Origin of the sequence: Microbacterium sp. RURRCA19A, assembly GCF_900156455.1 — a bacterium.
GTDB lineage: Bacteria > Actinomycetota > Actinomycetes > Actinomycetales > Microbacteriaceae > Microbacterium.
Genome location: NZ_FTNQ01000002.1, coordinates 362,981 through 386,593, shown reverse-complemented (window position 1 = coordinate 386,593; position 23,613 = coordinate 362,981). Strand labels below are relative to the sequence as shown.

Below are 23,613 nucleotides of genomic sequence, written 5' to 3'. Positions count from 1 at the left end.
GGCCTCCGACATCAGTCCCGTTCGAGGCGCTCGATCCGCGAGACCAGCCCGGCGCGTTTCGGCGACCGACCCGGCAGCATCCCCAGGCACAACCGCAGCACCTCGACGTCGTCGCGCCCGTCCGACGTGTCGGCGTACGCGAGCAGCACGTCGATCCCCGCCTCTTCGATCAGCGCCTCGCGCAGCGCCTGGCGCACCGACTCCCGCACCTCGGCCACCCCGGGCGCCACCGAATCCGGCAGCACCGGCCCGCGGTACGCGGCGAGCGCGACGCGGTGCGCCCCGCGATCGAGCAGCGACACCACCTGCTGGGCGTCGGTCTCGAGGCCGTCGGGCAGCCGGTACGGACGGGATGCCGGGACGAGCGCGGGCGCGAGAGGCTCGAGCACCTTCCGCAGCCGCACCATCTCGGGGCGCAGCGTCTCGGTCGCGGGGTGGCCGTACACGGCCTCGCTCAGCGCCTCGGCCGACATGCCCTCTCGGTGCACGGCGAGCAGCAGCAGGATCTCGGCGTGCCGTGCGCCGAGCTCGACCACCGTCTCCCCGGACTCGCCGGACACCTCGAGCAGCGCCCTGTCCCTCCCCAGGATCCGCAGCAGCGCGCGCGTCCCGGTCGACCGTCGCGGTCGACGCGGCGCAGGTTCCTGCTGCGCCCGGAGCCGCCCGACGAGGATCTCGCTCTCGATCGCCCGGGCCGTGGCATCCACGAGCAACTGGGCCTGTGGGGTCACGGCCTCGGGGCCTCCCGTGACGTCGATCATGCCCAGCAGCCGCCGCGTCTCGGGATCGTGCACCGGCGCCGCGGTGCACGACCACGGTTGCACGAGCCGGTTGAAGTGCTCGGCGCCGCGGATCTGCACCGACCGATCGAGGGTCAGCGCCGTCCCCGGAGCGGACGTGCCGACGACCTCCTCCGACCAGTTGGCGCCGGCGACGAAACCCATGTCGCCGGTGAGCGAGCGCACACGGCGGTCGCCCTCGACCCACAGCAGGCGTCCCGCGGCGTCGCCGACCGCGACGACGACGCCGGAGTCCTCCCCCGAGCCGGGCAGCAACAGGGCGCGGATCATGTCCATCACCCCGGCGAGGGGATGAGCACGGCGGTACGCCTCGAGCTCCGCGGAGGCGAGATCGAGCGTCGGCAGACCCTCAGGACCGACGAGGGATGCCAGCGACCTCCGCCACGAATCCCGCACCAGTGGGCGCACGTCGCCGAGCCGACGATCCTCGTTGCCGGCGAGCAGCTCGTCGTGGGCGCGCGCGATCAGCAGCCCCGAGTTCTCGGGGGAGACGGCGGGTCGCGACCACGGCGAAGACACAGGACTCCCATCGGCGGTGACGGTGTCGCCCCCAGTGTAGGTCGCGGGGCGCGGGGGTGGGAGGGTTCCCAGCGGGATGCCAGGGGGCGGGGCGTGAGGACTCTGCGGCGTGTCGGTCCCGGCATCCGGAATTCCATTCACACGCATTAATGAGAGTCATTCCCAACGCCGGAAAACGCCGTCGACCCCCTCGACACGCACCACCGACGCGCGCACGGTGGAGGTATCCCCCGTCGCTCCGGAGAAAGGAACGCCATGAAGGCAGTGCAGTACCGCGAGATCGGCAAAGGACCCGAAGTGGTCGAGATCGAGGAACCGCACCCCGGTCCGGGACAGGTGCGCCTCAAGGTCACGGCCGCGGGTCTGTGCCACTCCGACTGGTTCGTGATGGACCTCCCGGAGGAGCAGTACACCTACGGCCTGCCCCTGACCCTGGGCCACGAGGGCGCCGGCATCGTCGACGAGCTCGGCGACGGCGTCGAGGGCGTGAACATCGGCGAGGCGTACGCCATCTACGGCCCCTGGGGCTGCGGTCGCTGCCACGCGTGCGCGCAGGGCGCCGAGAACTACTGCCCCTACGCCGCAGAGCTCGGCATCACCCCTCCCGGACTCGGCAGCCCCGGCGCGATGGCCGAGTACGTCATCGTCGACGACCCCCGCCACCTCGTGCCGCTCGGCGACCTCGACCCCGTCGAGACCGTGTCACTGACCGACGCCGGCCTCACGCCGTACCACGCGATCGTCGCCGCGAAGGAGAAGCTGTACCCCGGCGCGACCGCCGTCGTCATCGGCGTCGGCGGACTCGGGCACGTGGGCGTGCAGATCCTCCGCGCCATCTCGCAGGCCACCGTCATCGCGGTCGACCTCGGCGAGGACAAGCTCGCCCTCGCCCGCGAAGTCGGCGCGCACCACACCGTGACCTCCGACGAGCACGCCGCCGAGCGCATCCGCGAGCTCACGAACGGCCTCGGAGCCACGGCCGTCTTCGACTTCGTCGGCGTGCAGCCCACGATCGACCTCGCCCGGCAGGTCGCCGCGATCGACAGCTTCATCCACATCGTCGGCATCGGTGGTGGCATCCTGCCCGCCGGCTTCTTCTCGACGCCGATGGGTGCGGCCGTGCGCGCACCGTACTGGGGCACGCGCAGCGAGCTCATCGAGGTGCTCGACCTCGCGCGCAGCGGCGCCGTCGGCGTCCACGTCGAGCGGTACGGCTTCGACACGGCCGTCGAGGCGTACCAGCGCCTCCACCACGGCGAGGTGCGCGGGCGCGCGGTCGTCGTTCCGTAAGCAACGACCTCGAGGGGGTGGCATCCGGTCCGGGATGCCACCCCCTCGGCGTTCCCCGGCCCCGACACGACGCGCGGAATCCGCACTGCGCACTACTGCGCATCGCGTGGTACTGTCCCTCACAGATGAGTAAGGGGGGGCGCGTGGATACGACGCAGCTACTGAAGGGGGTGCTGGATGCCGCGGTGCTCGCGGTCGTCCAGCATGACGACGGCTACGGCTACGACATCGTTCGGCGCCTGCGCGACGCGGGGCTCGGGGAGGTGGGGGATGCCTCGGTCTACGGCACCCTGCGCCGGCTGTACTCCGCGGGAGCACTGTCGAGCTACGTGGTGCCGTCCGACGGCGGACCGCACCGCAAGTACTACGCGATCAACCCGCAGGGCCGGGAACTGCTCGACGCGCAGCGCGCCAGCTGGACCCACTTCTCGTCGGCCATGACGAGCCTTCTCGACGAGACGACCACCCCGAAGAAGCTGCGCACGATCGGAGACGCCCGATGATCACCACGCCCGTCCGCTCCGACATCCACGAATTCGCCGCCGCCGTCCGTGCCCACCTCGATGACCTCCCGGCCGACGAGGTCGACGACCTGCTCGACGGGCTCGAGGCCGACCTGTCCGACCAGGCCGCCGAGGCCGGCGACGACTTCACGCTCCCGGATGCCACGACCTACGCCGCCGAACTGCGCGCCGCCGCGGGGCTCCCCGAGCGCAGCGACACCGCCCGCGTGAAGAAGGCGTCGATCCTGCAGGTCGTCCGCGACGGCTGGCACGAGACCGGCGCCGCCGTGCGGAAGAACCCGGTGGGCGCCTGGATCCTCGACCTGCTCTCGTCGCTGCGACCGGTGGGCTGGATTCTGCGGGGCGTCGGCTGGTACCTGCTCGCGTTCTTCGCGCTGTGGTTCGTCACCCCCGGCATCGGCTACCGCGGTCTCTGGTCGGCGTTCCTCATCCTCGACGGCAACATCGCGGCCTGGGTGTTCCTGCTGGCCTGCGTGTTCCTCAGCATCCAGTGGGGTCGCGGTCGATGGCTGCCCGCACGATGGCTGCGCGTGGTCCGCACGCTGTCAACCGTCGCCGTGGTCCTCACGCTCCCGATCCTGATCGGGGTCTTCTCCGGCGCGCTGTGGGACCTGGTCCACCGAGACACGGGCGCGGCACCGACGTACACGCCCGGCCTCTCGGTCGACGGTCAGCGGGTGCGGAACATCTTCGCGTTCGACGCCGAGGGCAATGCGATCCCGATGGTGCAGCTGTTCGACCAGGACGGCAACCCGCTCACGACCGTCGGACGCGACATCGGTCCGACGCCGTACGACTCCTACTTCTACGGTGGGGGCGGCCCGGTGCCGGTGCCGTACACCGCGCCCGGAGTCAGCGACGCGTGGAACATCTACCCGTTGCGGGAGATCCCGCCCGGAGTCATGTCGTGGGATCCCTGGGAGGACGTCGCGAAGGCGAAGGCGACGACGTTCCCCTTCCTTCGGGTCCAACCGATCCCGACCGGAGCGCTCCCCTCACCGGAACCGTCGCCGACGTCACCCATCGTGACGCCCAGTCCCGACGCGGAGGCCGCGCCGTGACCGACGAGCCGCGGATCGTGAGCATCGACCTCACCCACCTCGTGCTCGCGGCGCTCCAGCAGGAGCGCGACGACGAGGACTAGGCATCCCGAACTTCGGGGCGTGATTCGGCGAGTGGGGGCGCACGAATCACGCCCCGATGTCATTCGGGGGGCGGCCGCCCCGTGCCGTCACGCGGAGTCCGTCGCCGACACGCCGCCCCGCGCACCGCCCGATCGGCGTGCCGCACGAGAACTCCGCGCTGCGGCACAGCAGCCCACTACGGCGGGCGCGGCACGGCACGGCCCCCGAGACGCGTGCGCAGGCCTCAGGCTCGCGCGGCCCACCACTCGCGCAGCCGCTTCTCGGCCTCGTCCTCGCCGAGCACGCCCTCGTCGAGCCGCAGGTCGAGCAGGAAGCGGTACGCCTCGCCGACTTCGCGGCCGGGCTTCAGCCCCAGCACCTCCTGGATGCGGTTGCCGTCGAGCTCGGGACGGATCGAGTCGATCTCCTCCTGCTCGCGCAGCGCGACGATGCGGGCCTCGATGTCGTCGTAGGCGGATGCCAGGCGCTGGGCCTTCCGCTTGTTGCGTGTCGTCACATCCGCCCGCGTGAGGATGTGCAGCCGCTCCAGTTCGTCGCCGGCGTCGCGGACGTAGCGGCGGACCGCGGCATCCGTCCACGCCCCCTCGGCGTACCCGAAGAAGCGCAGGTGCAGCTCGACGAGGCGCGACACCACGGTCGTCGTCGCGGCGTCGAAGCGCAGCGCCTGGAGGCGCTTGCGCGCCATCCGCGCACCCTTGATGTCGTGGTGGTGGAACGTCACGCCGCCGCCCGGTTCGAGGCGCCGCGTCGCCGGCTTGCCGATGTCGTGCAGCAGTGCCGCCAGGCGCAGCGGGACGTCGGGGGCGGCGCCGGGGTGACGCTGCTTCTCGAGCGCGATCGCCTGACGCAGCACCGTGAGCGAGTGCTCGTACACGTCTTTATGATGGTGATGTTCGTCGACCTCGAGGCGCAGAGCCGGGATCTCGGGGAGGAACTCCTCGATCAGCCCGGTCTCCACGAGCACCCGGATGCCACGCACCGGGTCATCGGTCTGGAGCAGCCGCACGAGCTCGGCCTGCACGCGCTCGGGACTCACGATCTCGAGAGTTCCGCGCAGCTCGGCGATGGCATCCAGGGTCTCGGGGTCGACTGTGAACTCGAGCTGCGAGGCGAACCGGGCGGCGCGGAGCATGCGCAGCGGGTCGTCGCCGAAGCTGACCGCGGGGTCGATGGGGGTGCGCAGGCGCTGGGCGAGGAGGTCTTCCACGCCGCCGGTGGGGTCGACGAGCGTGCGCGCGGGCACCCGCAGCGCCATGGCGTTGACCGTGAAGTCGCGGCGGGTGAGGTCGGCCTCGAGCGTGTCGCCGAACTCGACCGTGGGCTTGCGGGTGACGCCGTCGTAGCTGTCGGCGCGGTAGGTCGTGATCTCGACCTGCTCGCCCTGCACCCTGGCTCCGATGGTGCCGAACGCACGCCCGACGTCCCACTGCACCGACGAGACGGGCTTCACGAGGGCGAGGATCTCGTCGGGGCGTGCGTCGGTGGTGAAGTCGAAGTCGTGGGTGGTGCGACCCAGGAGCGCGTCGCGCACGGGACCGCCCACGATGGCGAGATCGCGCCCGGCGTCGGCGAACACCCGCGCGAGGGTGGCGACCACCGGATGCTCGGCGAGTTCACCGAGGCGCGCGACACCGTCGGCCATGTTCAGCATGCCTTCGAGCCTAACCGGGGGCACCGACGCGGAAGGATCCGTGTCGCACCCGATCACGGACGCCATTCTCCCGGATTCGCGTCATGATCCTCGCCTCGCGGAGTCCTCAAGGCGTGGATTGCCGTGGGGGCGGACCTAGCCGGAAAGAAGAAGCATGAAGAGCACACCATCATGGGTCGGCCTGGCCGCCGCGGTCGCGATGGGCACGAGCATCGCGGTCTTGGCGCCGCTCGCGGCCGGGGCCGCACCCACCCCGGATTCCGGACCCGTCGCCGGAGGAACGACCGTCACCCTCGACTGTGCGGAGATCTCCCCGTTGCGCTCCTTCGCGGCGGGCGGTCTCAACGCCATGGTCATAACGAAGGACAATCGGGTGCTGACGTGGGGTGACGGTCAATGGGGGGCGACGGCCGGCGGTGGCTCGTCCCTGCCCGCACCCATCTCCGCGGGGGAGCTCCCACCCGGGACCGAGATCGTGGATGCCGATTACGACCTATGGGCCGGATACGTCCTGACGTCCACCGGTGACGTCTACGGCTGGGGCCTGAACTCGTCGGGTCAACTCGGTGTCGGCACGTTCTTCCCCGATCAGTTCAGCTCGCCGGTGAAAGCGTTCCGGGGAGCGATCCCCGCGGGCGTGAAGCCGGTGTCGCTGGCCATCGGGTCCGGCCGCGCCGCCGTCCTCGCGGACGACGGCTGGGTGTACGCGTGGGGTGAGAGCCTGGTCGGCGACGGGACGGGGGCGCTGCGCTCCACGCCGGTCGCGGTCGCCCGCGGACAGGTCCCCGCGGGGGTGACGTTCACCCAGATCGCCAACGGGAACTTCAACACCTACGGTCTGGGCACCGACGGGTGGATCTATGCCTGGGGCACCGGCTTCGAGGGATCCAACGGCAACGGCATCCCCGGGGATGCCCGCCGACCCGTGCGCGTCGCGCAAGGCGCCGTCCCCGCCGGGGTCACGTTCACGCAGGTCGCGTCCGGATCGGGGGTCGGTTATGGCCTCGCCACGGACGGCAACATCTACGCGTGGGGGTACAACGGCAACGGCGTGCTCGGCGTCGGGGACCCCGGCGTGGCGTCGGCGCCCACCCCGGTCCGCGTCGCGACAGGACAGATCCCCGCGGGCACGACCATCACCAAGATCGTTGCGAACGAGTTCCACACCGTAGCTCTCGCGAGCGACGGATCGATGTACTCCTGGGGGAACAACGCCGACGGGCAGTTGGGCGACGGCTCCACTGCGACGGCGTACGCCCCGGTCGCCGTCGACACCACCGACATCCCGGCGGGGGTGAAGATCCGCGACGTCGAGGTCGGTCTTCGTGCTTCTTACGGGTGGGGATCGGACGGCCGGCTCTACAGCTGGGGTGGACTGTCGGACCCCGCGCAGCTCGGGAGCAATGCGTCCGAGGGGAGGACGCGACCCGGTCTGGCCGTGGGCTTCGCGGTGACCACGGTGACGTTCGACGGCATCCCGGGCACCGACCTCGACGCCTCCACGTGCCCGATCACCGTCGTCACTCCGCCGCACGCGAGCGGTCCCGTCGACGTCTCCGCCACGGCCGCCATCGTCGCCGGCACCACGCCGACCAGCATCGCCGTGACCACCGTCTTCCCCGCGGGGTTCACGTACATCGACTCCCCGACACCGACCCCCACACCGACGGCGTCGTCGACACCCACGGCAACGCCCACGCCCACGCCCACGGCGACTCCCTCACCGACGGCGACCGCGGCCGCGCCTCCCGTGGGGCGCGGGCCCGATGACGGCACGACGGCGAGCGCGCTCGCGGTCACGGGACTCCCCGGCCTGCCGCTCGTCCTGGCAGCAGCGATCGGTGCTCTCCTGGCACTCGGAGGAGTCGTCGTCCTCCGAAAGCGACGCAGGACCTGAACCGACGGGCGAGGTCTCGCGCTTCGCCCCCTTCGGTGTCCAAGACACGCGGACAGCGCGCGGAGGCATCCGCGTGTCTTGGACACTGAACCCCCCGACCGCCGCGCCGCACCCGCGTGTCCTGCACACTCGAGCCGGCCCCACGCCTCACGCGTCGGCGAACACCAGGAAGCCCGTGACGATGAGCTCGCGCACCCGCGGCAGGACGTCGGCGCGGAGTTCCCCGGCATCCACCTCCAAGAGCTGCGCGATCGCGTCGACGAGCGGACCGACCGCCAGATCGCCGTCGCACGCGCCCACCAGCGCCGCGAGCGCCGAGTCGACCTCGATCGTGCGGCCGAACCCACCGCCCTGGCGCAGCTCGATCACCGAGGGCGACTCCTCGCCCGGGCGGTGGTGCCGGGCTTCGGTGACGTCCGGCGAGAACCGCAGCACAGCGGATGCCAGCCCCTCATCGTCGAGGAGGGCGGCGCGGTCGTGGTTCTCGAGGCACTCCGCGAGGTGCGGGCCGAACACGGACTCCCCACCGCCGGCGACCCGCTCGTAGCGGGCGAGCGTCGGCGCACCGGCGAGGGGTCGGCGCAGCAGAACGTACCCGAAGCCGATGCCCGTCACCCCGCGAGCCGCGAAGTCGTCGAGCCACGCATCGATGAGGCGCGCGTACTCGGGCGTGCCCGGAACGGTCCCGCCGTCGCGCACCCACAGCTCGGCGTAGGCGAGCGGGTCGAGCAGCTCGCGTTCGACGATCCAGGCGTCGAGCGACGGATCGACCCAGCCCCGCACGCGGTCCAGCCCCGACTCCCCCTCGCGGTACTCCCAGTTGCCGAGCGACTGTGCGACGCCGCCCGGCGCGAGGTGCGCACCGACCGAGGAGATCACCGCGGCGACGAGCGCATCGCCCTCGAGCCCGCCGTCACGGTACTCGTACGCCGGGACACCCGCGACCCGCGGCGTGATCACGAACGGGGGATTGGATGCCACCCGGTCGAACGTCTCCCCCTCGACGGGGTCGAAGAGCGAACCGAGCCGCGTCTCGATCCCGTCGACGTCGTTGAGCAGTGCGTTCAGACGCGTGAAGCGCAGCGCACGCTCGGAGATGTCCGTCGCGACCACCCGCGGCACGAGCCGCCGCAGGCGGAGAGCCTGGATGCCGCAGCCCGTACCGAGGTCGAGGGCCGTACCGCCGCGCCAGGTGAGCTGGAGCTTGGCGAGGGTCTGCGATGCCCCGCCGACCCCCAGGACGTGGTTCTCGGGGAGGGCTCCCCCCAGGGCCGCCTCGTCGAGATCGCTCGCGATCCACCACTCGACTTCTCCGTCGGGGTCGGCGAAGGGCTGCGGACGGATCAGGACCTCGGGCGCGACACTGTCGCCGTCGAGCGAGACGAGACCGAGAGCCTCCGCCCCGTCGAGACCGAGCGCCGGAAGAGCCGCCGCGGCGTCCTCGCGCGCGACGGGCGCACCGAGCCCCCACAGACGCCCGAGGACCGCGAGCGGGTCGCGTCGGTCGCCGAGTTCGCGTTCGGCCGGTCGCCGCAGGCCCCGCGCGAGCGCGTCGTCGGCGAGGGCGCCCCACGCGGCCCGCAGCGACGCACCCGCGTAGCCCGCGGACCGCAGATCGTCGGCGAGGGCACGGCAGAGTGTCGGATCGGGTTCGGGGAGCACCGGTCCATTCAACCGTCTGCGCGAGGCTATCGGGGGGTTCCGAGGCGGCGGACCTAGACTCGTCGCGGTGCGAGGCCCCCTCGCCCACCGACGCTCGTATGAACGTGACCTCCCTGCCCTCGGGCTCACCCGTGCCACGGCGCTCTCTCACGCGCCGATTCCTGGCGACCCTCGCCGCGGCCGCCCTCGCGCTCGGACTCGCGGCGCCGCTCGCCGCCACCGCGGCGACCCCGACCCCCTCGCCCTCCGCGGGTACCGCGTCGCCCACACTCGCCGCGGCGCCCGCCGGCAACGGCATCCTGCGCCCGGGCGAGACTCTCGCGGTGCTGGCGACGCTCGCCAACCCCGGCACCTCGACGGTCTCGGCGGCCTCCGTCTCGCTGTCGATCGGTGCGGCGCCGCTGACCGACGACGCCGCCCTCACCCGGTGGCTGAGCGGCGACGCGTCCGGTGTCACGCTGCAGCAGATCGCGACGGGAACCTTGGATGCCACGGCCCCGTCGGCACAGAACTCGGTGTCGTTCACGGTGCAGGGCACCGACCCGGCGCTCCTCGGGCGCGGCGCCGGGGTGTACCCCGTGCTGGCCCAGACGAGCGGGGGAGCCTCGCTCCAGGCGCCCACCGTGGTCGTCGTGCCCGCCGAGGGGGCGAGCACCCCGCTGGCGGTCGTGGTGCCGATCACCGCGGCCCCCCGCACCGGGGGCCTGCTCACCGCGAAGGAACTGGCCGACCTCACCGCGGTCGACGGGGCCCTCTCGGCGCAATTGGATGCCGTCGACGGCTCGGTCGCGACCCTGGCCGTCGACCCGGCGATCCCCGCCGCCATCCGGGTGCTCGGTTCTTCCGCACCCCCTACCGCGGTCGCGTGGCTGAAGCGCCTGCTCGCCCTCCCCAACGACCGTTTCGCCCTGCAGTTCGGCGACGCCGACCTGTCGGCGCAGATCCGCGCCGGTGTCACGACCCCCCTGGCACCGACGTCACTGCAGTCGTACATGACGGCGGCGGACTTCACCCAGCCGGTCTCGGCGGTGACGACGCCGAGCCCCTCCGCCTCGACGGCTCCCGGACAGCCCCCCTTCCCCGACCTCACCGCCCTGCTCGACATCGGATCCGCCGATCAGAACGTGTTCTGGCCCGCGACCGGCTCCGTCGACTCCTCCGTGGTCGGCGCTCTCGGCGCCCTCGGATCGGACGCCGCCCCCGCCCGCATCCTCGTCGCGTCGACCAACCTCGCGGGAGGCACCGCGACCGCCACCGCCGCCGTGGACGGGGTGGCGACCCCGGTGTACGACGCGGAAGTGTCGCGTGCCCTGACCACGGCCGCCGCCGAGAACGACACCGCCCTGCGCGGCTCCGCCCTGGCCGCCGCATCCGGGCATCTCGCCTTCGCCCGCACGGGTGCGGCCGACCGCCCCGTGCTGGCCGTCCTCGACCGTGGCACCGATCGCTCACGCGTGAGCCTTCGCGCGACGCTCGGCGCCCTGGGATCCGCCCCCGGATACCTTCCCACCACGTTCGCCGCGATCATGGGCGCTCCGCGGACGGACGTGTCGCTCGGAGAGGCGTCCCCTGACGCCGTCCGCGCGGCCGACGTCGCCGACCTGCTCTCCGACGAAGACACGATCGACCGTTTCGCGACGATCCTCGACCAGCCGGAGCTCCTCACGGGACGCGAACGTGCCGAGATCCTCCAGGTGCTGAACGTCGCCTGGACCGGGGATGCCGCCCGCACCGCGGTCGCCGACCACCGCTCCGCGACGCAGACCACGCTGGACTCCGTCGGCATCCTGTCATCGGACTTCCGGCTGGTCAGCTCCAGCGCACCGCTGCGACCGTGGGTGCGCAACGACCTGCCGTGGCCCATCTCGGTGGTGCTGCGGACCCAGCCCGACGACGTACGCCTCCGAGTCCAGGCTGACACACCCATCGACGCCCAGGCCTCGGCGAACACCCGCGTCGAGGTTCCCGTCGAGGCCCGCATCGCCAACGGCGAGGTCGACGTCTCGATGCAGCTCTACAGCCCGACCGGAGAGGTCATCGGCGCCCGACAGAACGTGCAGGTCGAAGTGCGCGCCGAGTGGGAGAGCATCGGCCTCATCGTCTTCATCGTCCTCGTGGTCGCGTTCCTCGGAATCGGGGTACTGCGCACGGTCAGCCGCCGCCGGCGCGCCCGCGCGCCGGAGCAGCCGGAGGAAGACGACGGTGCCTCCCGCGAGGCCGACCGCGTCGGTCACTCCTGAGGCTCACACGACCCGCGCCAGCCCCAGGCCCCAGGAATACTGCGGGGCTACCATGGGTTTCATCCGGCGGAATCAACGAAGGGAACGCGCTACCGTGCGTCACGTCATCATCATCGGGTCGGGCCCGGCGGGATACACCGCCGCGATCTACGCCGCCCGAGCCAACCTCGAACCCCTCGTCGTCGCGAGCTCCGTCGAAGCGGGTGGCGATCTCATGACCACCACCGACGTCGAGAACTTCCCCGGCTTCCCCGACGGCATCCTCGGACCCGACCTCATGGCCAAGATGCAGGCCCAGGCCGAGCGTTTCGGCGCGGAGGTCCTCTACGACGACGTCGTGTCGCTCGAGCTCGACGGCCCCGTCAAGAAGGTCACCCTCGGCAGCGGGAAGGTGCACGAGGCCGCCTCGATCATCTACGCGACCGGCTCCGCGTACCGCAAGCTCGGCCTCGAGGGTGAAGAGCGTCTCTCCGGCCGTGGTGTGTCGTGGTGCGCCACCTGCGACGGCTTCTTCTTCCGTGAGCGGACGATCGCCGTCGTCGGCGGCGGAGACTCCGCGATGGAAGAGGCCAACTTCCTGACGAAGTTCGCGTCGAAGGTCTATATCGTCCACCGCAAGGACACCCTCCGCGCCTCGAAGATCATGCAGGAGCGCGCCTTCGCGAACCCGAAGATCGAGTTCGTGTGGAACAGCGAAGTCGCGGAAATCCTCGGGGACGAGGCCGTCGATGGCATCCGCCTGCGTTCGACGGTCGACGGCAGCGAGAGCGACCTCCCGATCGACGGTCTGTTCGTCGCGATCGGAAACGACCCGCGCACGCACCTCGTGCACGACAAGCTCCAGCTCACCCCCGAGGGGACGATCTGGGTCGACGGTCGCTCGTCGCGCACGTCGGTCGACGGTGTCTTCGCCGCGGGCGACGTGATCGACCCGACGTACCGTCAGGCCATCACGGCAGCCGGCAGTGGCACGGTCGCCGCACTCGACGTGGAGCACTTCCTCGCCGCACGCGGTGAGGCCGGTGAGCCCGCGGTCGCCGAGAGTCCTCTCGAAGGACTCCCCGACGCGGCCGTCGTCTGAGGAATAAATCCGTTCTCACCGGGGTTTCATCCGGTAACGCTTCCATCTAAGGAGAAATGCACATGACCGCCAAGGCGACGACCAGCGCGACCTTCGAGCAGGACGTCCTGCAGGCCGAGGGCCCCGTTCTCGTGGACTTCTGGGCCGAGTGGTGCGGACCGTGTCGTATGGTCAGCCCCGTTCTCGATGAGATCCAGTCCGAGAACGCCGACAAGATCACCATCGTGAAGCTCAACGTCGACGAGAACCCCGACCTCGCGATGAAGTATCAGATCACCTCCATCCCCGCGATGAAGGTGTTCGAGGGCGGCGAGGTCAAGACGACCATCATCGGCGCCAAGCCCAAGTTCGCGCTCGAGAAGGACCTCGAGGCCTACATCGGCTGATCCCGCTCGTAGCGAAGGCCCCCGGCATCCTCGTGATGCCGGGGGCCTTTCTCGTCCTTCTGGTCTACGGAGGGATGCCAGGCCGCCGCCATCGGCCGCCGGCGGCTCCGTGGCGCCCTAGGAGGCGTCGAGACGCACCGAGGCGTCCCAGCGGCGGTGCGGCTCCTCGTCGCCGAGAATGCGCCACACGGCCCGCGTGAGCGCCGGATAATCCAGCGCGATCTGCCGGAGGACGCGATAGTTGCGAGACCGTGTGGGTCGGACGCCGCCGTTCTCGGCGATGTTCTCGGCGCGAAGGGTCAGCACGACCAGTTCGTCGACGCTCGGCAGGTCTTCCATGAAGTCCCACGGGTCTTCGCCGCCACGGAGACGCTCGTGGATGAGGACGGCGAGTTCATCAGAGGCCTCAGCTCGCAGTAGTTCCAGACTGGCGCGGCGGCGAGGGCTCTGGTCTTTCGCGGTCACCTCTCCAGCCTACGTCGAGCCTCCGACGGGGGAGCCGCTCGACGTCCGCTCTCGGCATATGCCAAGTGGGGAATGAGCCCCTACTCAGCCCGTGTAGCCCTCTTCACCCAGAACGGCGAGGATGCGATTGAGGTCCTGGATGCTCGCGAAATCTATGCTGATCTGGCCTTTTCTCGCCGTCAGCGAGACCTTCACCTTGGTGTCGAAGCGATCACCCAGACGCTCCGCGATGTCATCCAGACCCGAGCGGCGGCTGCCGGCCTTCGGCTTCTGCCGCACCGGAGCCACACCCGGCATCTTCGCCGCAGCCTCTGCAGCGCGCACCGAAAGATCTTCGTTGACGATCTTGTCCGCGAGCTTCTGCATCTCACGCTGGTCGTCGAGCGAGAGGATCGCGCGCGCGTGGCCGGCGGTCAGAACGCCGGCAGCAACCCGCTGCTGAACGGGGACGGGGAGCTTCAGCAGACGGATGGTGTTGCTGATCTGCGGGCGCGAGCGACCGATGCGGGTCGCGAGCTCCTCCTGCGTGATCCCGAAGTCCTCGAGGAGCTGCTGGTACGCGGAGGCCTCTTCCAGCGGGTTCAGCTGCGACCGGTGCAGGTTCTCGAGAAGCGCGTCCCGCAGGAGGTACTCATCCTCGGTCTCGCGAACCACGGCGGGAATCGACGACAGCCCCGCTTCACGCGAGGCACGGGTACGGCGCTCACCCATGATCAGCTCATAGGTGCCATCGCCCTTGTCGCGGACGACCACCGGCTGCAGCACGCCGAACTCGCGTACGGAGTGGACGAGCTCGGCGAGGTCGTCCGGGTCGAAGTGCGTACGGGGCTGACGGGGGTTCGGCACGATCGACTGCGGGTCGATGTGGACCAAGCGCGCGCCCGGAACGGTGACGAGGTCAGGGGTCGCGTCGTCCGAGGGCTCCGTCGCCGTCGGGGTGGACGTCGTCTTCTTCGACTCCTCGGTCGTGGATGCGCCGGGGAAGAAGACATCGACCGGTCGCGCTTCCGACGACTCCGCCGTGGGGATGAGGGCACCGATACCGCGGCCCAGTCCGGTTCTCTTGGCCATCAGTCTTCCTTCGTGGTGGTGTCGCGTGCGACGATCTCGACCGCAGCCTCGCGGTAGGCGATCGCGCCCGCTGAGTGGCCATCGTACGCGATGACCGTTTGACCGAAACTCGGCGCCTCCGAGACGCGCACCGAGCGGGGGATCACGGTGTCGAGCACCTCGTTGGAGAAGTGCTCCCGAACCTCATCGGCGACCTGCTGCGCCAGGCGAGTACGCCCGTCGTACATGGTCAGCAGGATCGTGGACACGTGGAGTGCGGGATTCAGGTGCTTCTGGATCATCTGCACACTACCGAGGAGCTGGCTCAGCCCTTCGAGCGCGTAGTACTCGCATTGAATCGGGATGAGCACCTCGTCCGCCGCAGTGAAGGCGTTGATCGTCAGGAGACCGAGCGACGGCGGACAGTCGATGATGACGAAGTCGAGGTGATTGTCGGCGTCCGCGAGGTAGTCCCGCAGCGCGCCCCGCAGTCGGTGCTCACGCGCCACTTGAGACACGAGTTCGATCTCGGCCCCGGCAAGGTGGATCGTGCTCGGCGCACACAGGAGGTTCGGCGACTCAGGACTCGTCTGGATGATGTCAGCCAGTGGGAACTCGTCGATCAGAACGTCGTAGATGCTGGCGGTGTCGGCGTTATGAGGGACTCCGAGTGCGGTGGACGCGTTGCCCTGGGGATCGAGGTCGATCACGAGCACCTTGGCTCCGAGGGATGCCAGCGCCGCCGAGACGTTGACAGCGGTGGTCGTCTTGCCGACGCCACCCTTCTGGTTCGACACCGTGAACACACGGGTGCGCCCCGACAACTTCACCTCGACTGCCTCCAGCGCTCGGCGTCGAGCCGAGAGATCCGCGATCTCACGTGCAATAGGGGAGTCCTCGAAGGAGGTCGAGCCGGACGACTCGCCGGATTGTTTCACGTGAAACGCGCTCCTTCATCTCCGGGGACAACATCCTCAGTCTACGTGGGCTCCTGCGTCTCGAGTAGGCGCGGGGCTGCAATCACCGGTCGAATTGCGAGCGAGACGGGCGGTGGGTCAACCAAGGGGTCGACGGTGGCGGCAGGACGATGGCCCGCGGGCGGGAGGGTCGCCCCAGTTCGCCTTGGCGTGGGTGCGCGCTGAAGGTCAGTCCGCTCACGTGCGCGGGCGCGCCGACATCCGAGATCGGCCTGGGACCGCCGACGCGTCTCGGACGGCGAAGCCCCCCGGGCGGCTCGATTCTTCGCGGCGACGGCGGGTTCGTCGGCTCAGCGGCGTCGCGAAGCGGAGCACTTCCACCTTGACCCGAGCGTTTGCAATCGGATGTCCAGCCGGGCGGGACGATGGAAGGTGCACACTCACAGAGCGGTCCCGTCCACATCTTCTCGAAGTACGTTGCGTTTCACGTGAAACATGTCGTAGCCCTCAGCCCCGTGCGCCCACCTCGGGCAGTGATGCAGGCGACGCGGACACGGCAACGGTGAGATGAATGCCAGGGTGCTCACATTGTGGGAGACCAGACCAGCTCAGCCGTCCGGATCACCCATTCCGCCACCTCACGTTCCGAGGCGCCTGCCGCTGTGGCGCCGCAGATTCCGCGTCCCGTGAGGCTGAGCCGGCACCGGCGTTCCATCGGACAGGGAGAGCGCGATCGTCGGTGAGCTGCGCATCTCTCCTGATGCAGTGCGCGACCTGGACACCAGCACGAGCGGCCCCCTGCGGTCCACGGGCGACGCCGCCAGTCTGGAACGTGCATGCTTTCGCGTGGCGGCGTTACGAACATCGATGAGGTGCGAAGGACCAGGAGAGCCCCCGCACACGAACAGCTGACGCCGCCTGCAATGGGGTCACGGCTGGGCGCTCCAAGTGGCGGGGCTGCGCTGCGCCCCCGTCCAGGCCGTGGCGACGTTCGCGTTCTGACGAGATGACACCGCGCGCAGCGCAGTGGAGTTGGGCGTGCGTGCGCCTAGCCCCGCTCGCCCCTCACGCAGAGATCAGTGCGGACAGAGGACCCTCGGAACAACGCCCTGCGGGTGCGTCATCCTCGTGTTCTGGAGATGTGTTTGCGCGTAACGCCGGTCGCCACGTTCTGAAGTGTCGTTGCACGTATCGGAATCGCCGGATTCTGGCAGCACTGCCACGCCGCTCCGCGGTGCTCCCGCAAGCGCGCAGTCTCGAAATGTTTCACGTGAAACGCGTTGTCAGACCTCGAGCGGTTCCATTGGGGCGGCGTTGACGTGCGCGTTGTCGAGACACGACGACGGAGTCAGTGCGAGAACCACGGCTCGTCGCGTCCAGACGTGGCCCGACGACGCACCCTGGAGACGGACTCGAGCTCCGCTCAATGACAGGGGAGGGGCGCAGGTGAACCTCGTGTGTTCACGGCCGTCGCGGTGTGGAACCAACCGCTTATGGCTTCCATTGCGGAAGCGCGCGCCGCGCCGCAGTTCGTCCGTACATTCGATACGAGACGAAGACGCCCATCACGTGATTTCGTTGTCCGCATCCCGCCGGAGTCGACACATGCGGGGGAGGTGGGCATCTCGATGACGTGGCGCCGAACACACCGATGGGGCGGCGTCATTGGGTTCACACGCTCCGAGATCGGTACAAACATGCGCATCCTAAGGTGGGCGGTGTGGCCCACAAGCATCAGGGGGGGACGAACTCTCGTTCGGGCCGGCGATCCAGGGTTGATCGCGGCATACGCGACCGCTCTCGCTGCCCTGCACGCGAGCAGCGCGGTTACAGGATGTTTCACGTGAAACGAACGGCCCAACCGCCGTCGCGTCCGCGTGACTCGGGTGAGTTGCGCGCCGCATGGAGCTGAATGTGTGCTCGCCCCGTGACCTGGAGCCAGACGCGCGGCCGGAGGACGAGCCGAACTTCGGAAGGGGAGTGGCAGAATGCGTGCGTCTGAGCGTGTGTACTCCGTGGGGGAATAGTGGGTCGGACTGGGGAGTACTCGCTGAACTGTCGACCTAACCCCACCCGTATGCCTCGCCGGCGAGACCAGCGCGCAGCCGCCATGTTTCACGTGAAGCACACCATCAGAAGGTGGCTACAACTGTGCACACGGTGCACACGGACGGGTCCGATGTACTGGATCGGTCCCCGGCTGATCGGGGCCGCTCGTGCGCGAGCGTCACCGGCAGCGCCATGGACTTCGCGCTGCGCGTGACACTCGCCGGTCTGGCTTCGAGCGCACCAGCCGACACCTTGCTCGGCTCTGCAACCAGCCGCCCCGACATACGCCCCACTTGGATGACGTACGGCCGTAGTGACTACGTGGCCGACGTTTCACGTGAAACATGCAAGCCTGCAGTTGGACTCGAACGTAGGCTCCCCGTTTGAATGCGCGGAATCCAGACCCGAATCACTGTGTCTACATCCGCCCTGCGACGCCTGTACAACGTCGAGCGCGCGCGACAAGCCGTCGACGCGTTGGGCGAGGGAACCCGAAGTTCATGGACCAGAACCGTCGCAATCCGCATGTCGGCGGCGGGCTCGCAGCGTGACCATGTCGGCAGGCCGGGTGTCAATCGTCCTCTCAGCGCCGAGCTGTTCCGACCGACATGCCCGCCATGACTGAGGACATCGGAGGTCGCGGACGGCAGCGTCGCACAACACGAAGTGCCGCGGTCAACGCGTCCGCACTCCGCATCCGGCTGAGCGGGCGCTCCCAGAAGGCGACCACTTCGGATCCTGGTTCCAAGGCGCTGTGCCAACCGACACGGACGCGACCTTCGCGCGATTCGCGGTGGCTGCCCGACAACCCAGACGCGATGGGATGAGGCACCGGTCGCAGCGCAACCGGAGGATTCCTCCAGTCCAGCGCGTTCATGACCCGCACGGCGGACACTCGCGACACGGGCCCACGCATCGTCAGCCCTGCGAGCGGAATCTCACGGCCCGCAGCACGCCTGACGAGAGACGCCCGGTCCACAACCCAGGTGAGAGCGGCGGAGTGCCCCACTCGTGCTCGTCGATGCCGCAGCAGCTTCTGCGGCACTCGGGCGGGAGCGAGTCTCGACGCACGGACAGCACAGCGTCCGACACCCGATCACGTAGACACGGACCATGTAGGGGACCATCCGCCACGTCGACGCCGGCCCCACCTCTTCCGTGGCCGACCAAGGCGGCGTGATCCCGCCTCCGTCCGTCTCCAGCGCCACAAACCCGAGGACCGTTGACACTTCCACCGCCGCAACACGTCGACACGCACCGTCTCGCCTCGCAGTGTCACGTCTTATGCATCGGGGATCGGCTCCAGTCGATCCACCGGTCCTCGCCGGCATCCGGGCCGGCCATAGCCGAGGGGAACACGGGCCACTTCCGACACCGCTGTTTCACGTGAAACAGAGCGACTCGGGACGTCCGACGTCCAGCGCCACTCGGGCACCGTCAATAGATCACTTGCCGCCGACCTGGCGCCAGTCAGTCGCAAGAACCTCACTCGGGGAGCCACAATGGCGGGCCGCCATGCGGACCGGGGGAGTGGAGTCGAGACGCCTCGACGGCACGAACGTCGACCGGATCCGCACAGGGACTTCGTCTCGCGGCCCATCGCGCCACACGCCACGGTCATACCGTGATGTTTCACGTGAAACGAGCCGCACGTGGGGCACTGACCAGACGGCCCGACGACCGCCGTTACCGAAGACCTCTATCCGAGACGCCGACCCGACATCGGCGACCACGCTCAGCGTGAAGTGATCGAGGCGTGGCGTGGAGTCAGGGACACTTCATCGGTCACAGCGCGCCACGCCGCCTTCGCCGCAGGAGACGCGAGCCGTGCGAGTGCGCACGGTGATCCCAGCCGGCGGCGGCGACCCCTCACGCGGGGACACCGGACCGCCTGCCGACGGCGACGCGCGGTCCGGATCCGGCATCCGTGGCGCGAAACCGCACCCGACACTCCCTCTCTACACATCTGACGAGCGCAGCGCACGACGCGGCCGCTGTCGGAGCCTCACGGCAGACTGTCCTCATGCCGCGAACGTACGGAGACCCACTGCCGCAGGAACCGATGCAAACACCCGACATCGACGACGACTTCTCGAGCGAGACACTCGGCGAAGTGTGGGTTCCGCACTACCTGCCCCACTGGACGACACCCGCGAGATCTGCGGCGCGAGTGAGATCGGTCCCGGACGGTCTCGAACTCCGGATCGAGGAGGACCAACCCGACTGGCGCCCTGAGGACGCACCACTGCGCGTCTCCAACCTTCAGACGGCGACCTATTCGGGCGGGCTCGGCTCACACGTCGGAACACACCGTCACCGTCCCGACGGACTGGAGGTCCGCACGCCGACCCCGCTCAGCCTGCGTTACGTGCCGACAGCCGGTCGGATCGATGTCACCCTGAGCGCGAGCACGGATCCCGACTGCATGACGGCCATCTGGCTCGTCGGCATCGAGCACGACGACCCGCGTGACTCGGGCGAGATCTGCGTCGCGGAGATCGACGCGGATGCCATCGGCGATATCACGTACGTGCGCTGCGGCATCAAGGCCCACCACGACGACCGCCTGCGCACCGACGTGATCACGACGTCCGTTCCGCACGATGCCGGACGCCCCCTCACCTGGACGGTCGAATGGGGTGGGGGAGTGACGATCATCGGGCTGGAAGGTCGCGTCGTCGCCGAGTTCGATCAGGCGCCGGCATATCCCCAGATGCTCCTGATCGACGTGTTCGAGATGTCATCCGGCAGCGGCACGTACCCGAAAGCAGCGACGGTGCATCACGTGAAGGCGTGGTCCATGAAATCCCATTGAATGGGAATTACTAGCGTGTCACCGTTGCGGTCAATACGCGCGTCGGCTCGTCGACCACACCCTCACCCACGACATGGACCTCGATGTCCGTCACACCGAACCGACGAACCTGCTTCGCGGCCGCGTCGATTTCGGCGGCAACGTTCGCCCCCTTCAGGTAGGCGAGTCTTCCACCGACTCGCGCGAGAGGAGCGGTCCAGGGGATGAGCGTCTTCAGCGCGCTGACGGCACGGGCGGTGACGACGTCGAAGACGCGCCCCTTCGCCCACTCCTCGGCGCGGAGACGCTCCACGGTGACGTTCTCGAGCCCGAGGTCCGCAACCTGCTCGCTGAGCCAGATCGTGCGTCGCTCCATGGGCTCGATCAGCGTGAAATCCACGTCCGGGCGTGCGATCGCGAGGACGAGACCGGGGAGCCCGGCTCCGGACCCCACGTCCGCCACACGTCCTGTGAAGAACGGCGCAGCCACCGCGCTGTTCAGGATGTGCCGGGTCCAGAGTCGGGGCACCTCGAGCGGCCCGATCAGCCCCCGCTCCTCACCGTGAGCGGCGAGAGCGCTCGTGAACCGACGTGCGAGATCGATGCGGTCGCCGAACACCGCGACAGCGGCATCCGGTTCCGCTTCGAGTTCGTTGCCCACGTCGAGCGGATCAGCCGCGACGCAGCACGGTGTGCCGGTCAGCGCCCTCACCGAACGATTCGGACGAATACCCGCGGTCCGCGGCGATGTCGTGGACAAGCTTGCGCTCGTAGCTCGACATCGCCGGCAATGACGCCTGCGAGGCACCCTCGTCCAGGCGCTGGATGGCTCGGTCGACGAGGGTCTCCAGCTGACGCTGGCGCGCATCGCGGGAGCCGCCGATGTCGAGGATCAGCCGCGAGAACCGACCGGTCGAGTTCTGCACCGCCAGACGGGTCAGTTCCTGCAGAGCCTGCACGGTGTCGGGGTGCGAGATCGTCGACAGCGCAGAGGCGTCCTCGGCCTCGACGGAGACGTACGCGCGGCCGGCGCGGACATCGAGGGCGAGATCACCGTCGATGTCGGCGATGTCGAGGAGACCCTCGAGGAAGTCGGCGGCGACGTCGCCTTCCTGTTCCAGCTGCTCCTCGGTGGCGGTGGTGTGCTCGGTCGCGATCTGCTCGGACGTCGTCATCTCATGGTCTCCAAGTGCTCAGGAGGGGGAGTCGGTTCCGGGCTTCGCGGGCGTCCGCGGCGGGGTTCCGGAAGGCTTCGCGGACTGCTGCTTCTTGGCGCGCTGCTTGCCGACGGGCTGCTGACGCTTGGGCTGGGCGGCACGCGCGCGCTCGGCCTCCTCGAACAGGCGCTGCTGTTCGGCTTCGTACTTCTCGATCGGAACGACCTTGCCGCTCGAGTCGATCGCCTTGCCCTTGCGTGCCAGTCGCTCCTCACGGGCCTTCGCGGCATCCGAGCCCGGAGTGGGCATCTCACGGATCACGACGAACTGCTGCACCATCGTCCACAGGTTGCTGACGAACCAGTAGATGACGACACCGAGCGGGAAGAAGACACCCGAGAAGATGAAGGCCAGCGGCAGGATGTAGAGCATGATCTTCTGCATCTGGTACGCCTGACCGGTCTTGGCCTCGGGCGACAGGTTCTTCGAGATGATCTGCAGCTGCGTGAAGAACTGCGAGCCGATCATGAGGACGACGAGCGTCAGCAGGATCGCGACGGTGAACTGGCCGTCGGGCTGTCCCCACGCGGTGACCAGGTTGACGTGCATGGATGCCACGTCGAAGAGCTTCGCGTCGTAGAACTCGGTCGTGAGCTCGGGGGTGAGGAGACCCACACCGCCCTGCCCGAGCGCCGCGTGCTTGGACACGTCGTTCAGTACGCTGAACAGCGCGAAGAAGATCGGCATCTGAACGAGGAGCGGCAGGCAGCTGGAGACCGGGGTCGTGCCGTGCTTCTTGTACAGCGCCATGGTCTCGCGACTCATGGCCTCGCGGGAGAGCTGATCCTTCTTGCCCCGGTACTTCTCCTGCACCTTGCGCAGTTCCGGAGCGATCTCCATCATCTTGCGCTGGCTCTTGATCTGCTTCACGAAGAGCGGGATCAGCGCAGCACGGACGATCAGGACGAGCCCGATGATGGACAGCACCCAGGTCAGACCCGCGGCGGGAGCGAGCCCGATCGCGGTGAACAGCGCATGCCAGCCGACCAGCACGAGCTCGACGGCCCATTTCAGGGGCCAGAGGACGATTCCAATGAGATCCGGCACGGATCAGTCCTTTCGGGAGGGCACGACGAAGCCGTGCGGAGTGAGTTCGTGGCGGAAGGCGCGGTGAGGACGGACGTCGTCGATGCCTCCCTGTGCCCAGGGATGGCACCGGGCGAGGCGGGCAGCGGTGAACGCGATGCCCTTCACGAGTCCGTGCTGCTGCACGGCGCCCACCGAATAGGCGGAGCAGGACGGGTAGTACTTGCACACGTCGCCGTAGACGTGCGAGATCGTCGCGCGGTAGGCGTGCAGAAGAGCGAGACCGGCGTTGCGGGGGAGGAGCGGAACGGATGCCGCGACCGTGGTCCACTCGAGGTGGCCGACACCGGTGGACGACGTGGGAAGTGTCGACGTGCTCATGCGGCAGCCTTGCGTTGCAGGCACCGGACGACATCGGCGCGGAGATCCGCGTAGTCGACCGTGGCCGCTGAGGGGAGCGCACGGATGACGACCGAGGCGCCCCCGCGAACGTGCGGGAGCGCCTCGGCGCACACCGCCTTGAGACGGCGGCGAACGGTGTTGCGTGTGACGGCGGAGCCGACCTGACGGCTCACGATGAAGCCGAACCGCGCGGGACCTTCGTCCGGCACGCCGCCGACGTAGGTCACGGTGTGCGTTCCGGCACACCGAGAGCCCCGACGGACGGTGGCTTTGTAATCCGATCCGCGGGTGAGTCGGTTCGGCTTCGCGAGCACTGGGTGGGTCAGGCCGAGAGCTCGGTGCGGCCCTTGGCGCGACGCGCCGCCAGGATGCTGCGGCCGGCGCGCGTGCGCATGCGGGCGCGGAAGCCGTGCTTCTTGGCGCGGCGGCGGTTGTTGGGCTGGAAGGTGCGCTTGCTCATGGGTCACTCCGGAGGTGATGTCACCCGATGCTCTTCTG

The 23,613-nt window shown here is 69.3% G+C and carries 20 protein-coding genes; 8 read left to right on the top strand and 12 right to left on the bottom strand.

Annotation, left to right across the window (positions count from 1 at the left end; genetic code table 11):
- Nucleotides 1-11: 11 nt before the first annotated feature.
- Nucleotides 12-1,319 carry a GAF domain-containing protein gene (locus tag BW982_RS09735; RefSeq protein ID WP_076492737.1) on the bottom strand — a complete coding sequence of 436 codons (1,308 nt, stop codon included), beginning with the start codon at nucleotides 1,317-1,319 and terminating at the stop codon, nucleotides 12-14.
- 255 nt (nucleotides 1,320-1,574) lie between these two features.
- Here BW982_RS09735 and BW982_RS09730 point away from each other — a divergent pair, with 255 nt between their 5' ends.
- The 3 genes from BW982_RS09730 to BW982_RS09720 all read left to right on the top strand — a co-directional run bounded on the left by BW982_RS09730 (nucleotide 1,575) and on the right by BW982_RS09720 (nucleotide 4,194).
- Nucleotides 1,575-2,609, top strand: coding sequence for an NAD(P)-dependent alcohol dehydrogenase (locus BW982_RS09730; protein ID WP_076492735.1), 1,035 nt, complete (start codon nucleotides 1,575-1,577; stop codon nucleotides 2,607-2,609).
- Nucleotides 2,610-2,752: 143 nt separating this feature from the next.
- Nucleotides 2,753-3,112 carry a PadR family transcriptional regulator gene (locus tag BW982_RS09725; RefSeq protein WP_076492733.1) on the top strand — a complete coding sequence of 120 codons (360 nt, stop codon included), beginning with the start codon at nucleotides 2,753-2,755 and terminating at the stop codon, nucleotides 3,110-3,112.
- Complete coding sequence (locus tag BW982_RS09720; protein ID WP_076492731.1) at nucleotides 3,109-4,194, top strand: hypothetical protein; 1,086 nt, start codon at nucleotides 3,109-3,111, stop codon at nucleotides 4,192-4,194. The genes BW982_RS09725 and BW982_RS09720 overlap by 4 nt, the downstream gene beginning before the upstream one ends.
- Before the next feature lie 307 nt (nucleotides 4,195-4,501).
- Here the strand turns inward: BW982_RS09720 and BW982_RS09715 are convergent, their stop codons facing one another.
- Nucleotides 4,502-5,929 (bottom strand): CCA tRNA nucleotidyltransferase, encoded by a 1,428-nt coding sequence (locus tag BW982_RS09715; protein WP_076492729.1) that lies wholly within the window; start codon nucleotides 5,927-5,929, stop codon nucleotides 4,502-4,504.
- 154 nt (nucleotides 5,930-6,083) lie between these two features.
- Here BW982_RS09715 and BW982_RS09710 point away from each other — a divergent pair, with 154 nt between their 5' ends.
- On the top strand, nucleotides 6,084-7,826 hold the full coding sequence (locus BW982_RS09710) for an RCC1 domain-containing protein (protein ID WP_076492727.1): 1,743 nt from the start codon (nucleotides 6,084-6,086) through the stop codon (nucleotides 7,824-7,826).
- A gap of 147 nt (nucleotides 7,827-7,973) precedes the next feature.
- Here BW982_RS09710 and BW982_RS09705 read toward each other — a convergent pair whose 3' ends face one another.
- Nucleotides 7,974-9,488, bottom strand: coding sequence for a DUF7059 domain-containing protein (locus tag BW982_RS09705; protein WP_076492725.1), 1,515 nt, complete (start codon nucleotides 9,486-9,488; stop codon nucleotides 7,974-7,976).
- Nucleotides 9,489-9,619: 131 nt separating this feature from the next.
- Here BW982_RS09705 and BW982_RS09700 point away from each other — a divergent pair, with 131 nt between their 5' ends.
- From BW982_RS09700 to trxA, 3 genes are all read left to right on the top strand, one after another.
- Nucleotides 9,620-11,728, top strand: coding sequence for a DUF6049 family protein (locus tag BW982_RS09700; RefSeq protein WP_139327392.1), 2,109 nt, complete (start codon nucleotides 9,620-9,622; stop codon nucleotides 11,726-11,728).
- 94 nt (nucleotides 11,729-11,822) lie between these two features.
- Nucleotides 11,823-12,809, top strand: a complete 987-nt coding sequence (gene trxB, locus BW982_RS09695) for a thioredoxin-disulfide reductase (protein ID WP_076492722.1) — start codon at nucleotides 11,823-11,825, stop codon at nucleotides 12,807-12,809.
- Nucleotides 12,810-12,871: 62 nt separating this feature from the next.
- Nucleotides 12,872-13,195, top strand: coding sequence for a thioredoxin (gene trxA, locus BW982_RS09690; protein ID WP_076493634.1), 324 nt, complete (start codon nucleotides 12,872-12,874; stop codon nucleotides 13,193-13,195).
- Between the two features lie 117 nt (nucleotides 13,196-13,312).
- Here the strand turns inward: trxA and BW982_RS09685 are convergent, their stop codons facing one another.
- The 3 genes from BW982_RS09685 to BW982_RS09675 all read right to left on the bottom strand — a co-directional run bounded on the left by BW982_RS09685 (nucleotide 13,313) and on the right by BW982_RS09675 (nucleotide 15,648).
- On the bottom strand, nucleotides 13,313-13,660 hold the full coding sequence (locus BW982_RS09685; protein ID WP_076492719.1) for a tryptophan synthase subunit alpha: 348 nt from the start codon (nucleotides 13,658-13,660) through the stop codon (nucleotides 13,313-13,315).
- Nucleotides 13,661-13,744: 84 nt separating this feature from the next.
- The gene (locus BW982_RS09680) at nucleotides 13,745-14,731 is read right to left on the bottom strand and encodes a ParB/RepB/Spo0J family partition protein (protein WP_076492718.1); all 987 of its coding nucleotides are present in this window, start codon (nucleotides 14,729-14,731) and stop codon (nucleotides 13,745-13,747) included.
- On the bottom strand, nucleotides 14,731-15,648 hold the full coding sequence (locus tag BW982_RS09675; RefSeq protein ID WP_076492715.1) for a ParA family protein: 918 nt from the start codon (nucleotides 15,646-15,648) through the stop codon (nucleotides 14,731-14,733). Before BW982_RS09675 ends, BW982_RS09680 begins: the two co-directional genes overlap by 1 nt.
- Nucleotides 15,649-19,738: 4,090 nt before the next feature.
- Between BW982_RS09675 and BW982_RS09670 the strand changes: the two genes are divergently transcribed.
- Nucleotides 19,739-20,491, top strand: coding sequence for a LamG domain-containing protein (locus BW982_RS09670; RefSeq protein ID WP_076492713.1), 753 nt, complete (start codon nucleotides 19,739-19,741; stop codon nucleotides 20,489-20,491).
- Nucleotides 20,492-20,501: 10 nt separating this feature from the next.
- Here the strand turns inward: BW982_RS09670 and rsmG are convergent, their stop codons facing one another.
- Genes rsmG through rpmH form a run of 6 tightly spaced genes read right to left on the bottom strand, consistent with a single transcriptional unit; the run spans nucleotide 20,502 to nucleotide 23,575 of the window.
- Nucleotides 20,502-21,131 (bottom strand): 16S rRNA (guanine(527)-N(7))-methyltransferase RsmG, encoded by a 630-nt coding sequence (gene rsmG / locus BW982_RS09665; RefSeq protein ID WP_076493631.1) that lies wholly within the window; start codon nucleotides 21,129-21,131, stop codon nucleotides 20,502-20,504.
- 10 nt (nucleotides 21,132-21,141) lie between these two features.
- Complete coding sequence (locus BW982_RS09660) at nucleotides 21,142-21,645, bottom strand: Jag family protein (protein WP_076492710.1); 504 nt, start codon at nucleotides 21,643-21,645, stop codon at nucleotides 21,142-21,144.
- Between the two features lie 18 nt (nucleotides 21,646-21,663).
- Nucleotides 21,664-22,734, bottom strand: a complete 1,071-nt coding sequence (gene yidC, locus BW982_RS09655; RefSeq protein WP_076492707.1) for a membrane protein insertase YidC — start codon at nucleotides 22,732-22,734, stop codon at nucleotides 21,664-21,666.
- 3 nt (nucleotides 22,735-22,737) lie between these two features.
- Complete coding sequence (gene yidD / locus BW982_RS09650) at nucleotides 22,738-23,094, bottom strand: membrane protein insertion efficiency factor YidD (protein WP_076492705.1); 357 nt, start codon at nucleotides 23,092-23,094, stop codon at nucleotides 22,738-22,740.
- The gene (rnpA, locus tag BW982_RS09645; RefSeq protein WP_076492703.1) at nucleotides 23,091-23,429 is read right to left on the bottom strand and encodes a ribonuclease P protein component; all 339 of its coding nucleotides are present in this window, start codon (nucleotides 23,427-23,429) and stop codon (nucleotides 23,091-23,093) included. Before rnpA ends, yidD begins: the two co-directional genes overlap by 4 nt.
- Nucleotides 23,430-23,437: 8 nt before the next feature.
- Nucleotides 23,438-23,575, bottom strand: coding sequence for a 50S ribosomal protein L34 (gene rpmH, locus BW982_RS09640; RefSeq protein ID WP_076492700.1), 138 nt, complete (start codon nucleotides 23,573-23,575; stop codon nucleotides 23,438-23,440).
- Between the last annotated feature and the right edge of the window lie 38 nt (nucleotides 23,576-23,613).

Coding starts and splice junctions, on each gene's coding strand:
- BW982_RS09730 (WP_076492735.1), top strand. CDS start 1,575: ATGAAGGCAGTGCAGTACCGCGAGATCGGCAAAGGACCCGAAGTGGTC.
- BW982_RS09720 (WP_076492731.1), top strand. CDS start 3,109: ATGATCACCACGCCCGTCCGCTCCGACATCCACGAATTCGCCGCCGCC.
- BW982_RS09715 (WP_076492729.1), bottom strand. CDS start 5,929: ATGCTGAACATGGCCGACGGTGTCGCGCGCCTCGGTGAACTCGCCGAG.
- BW982_RS09710 (WP_076492727.1), top strand. CDS start 6,084: ATGAAGAGCACACCATCATGGGTCGGCCTGGCCGCCGCGGTCGCGATG.
- trxA (WP_076493634.1), top strand. CDS start 12,872: ATGACCGCCAAGGCGACGACCAGCGCGACCTTCGAGCAGGACGTCCTG.
- BW982_RS09680 (WP_076492718.1), bottom strand. CDS start 14,731: ATGGCCAAGAGAACCGGACTGGGCCGCGGTATCGGTGCCCTCATCCCC.
- BW982_RS09670 (WP_076492713.1), top strand. CDS start 19,739: ATGCAAACACCCGACATCGACGACGACTTCTCGAGCGAGACACTCGGC.
- BW982_RS09660 (WP_076492710.1), bottom strand. CDS start 21,645: ATGACGACGTCCGAGCAGATCGCGACCGAGCACACCACCGCCACCGAG.
- yidD (WP_076492705.1), bottom strand. CDS start 23,094: ATGAGCACGTCGACACTTCCCACGTCGTCCACCGGTGTCGGCCACCTC.
- rpmH (WP_076492700.1), bottom strand. CDS start 23,575: ATGAGCAAGCGCACCTTCCAGCCCAACAACCGCCGCCGCGCCAAGAAG.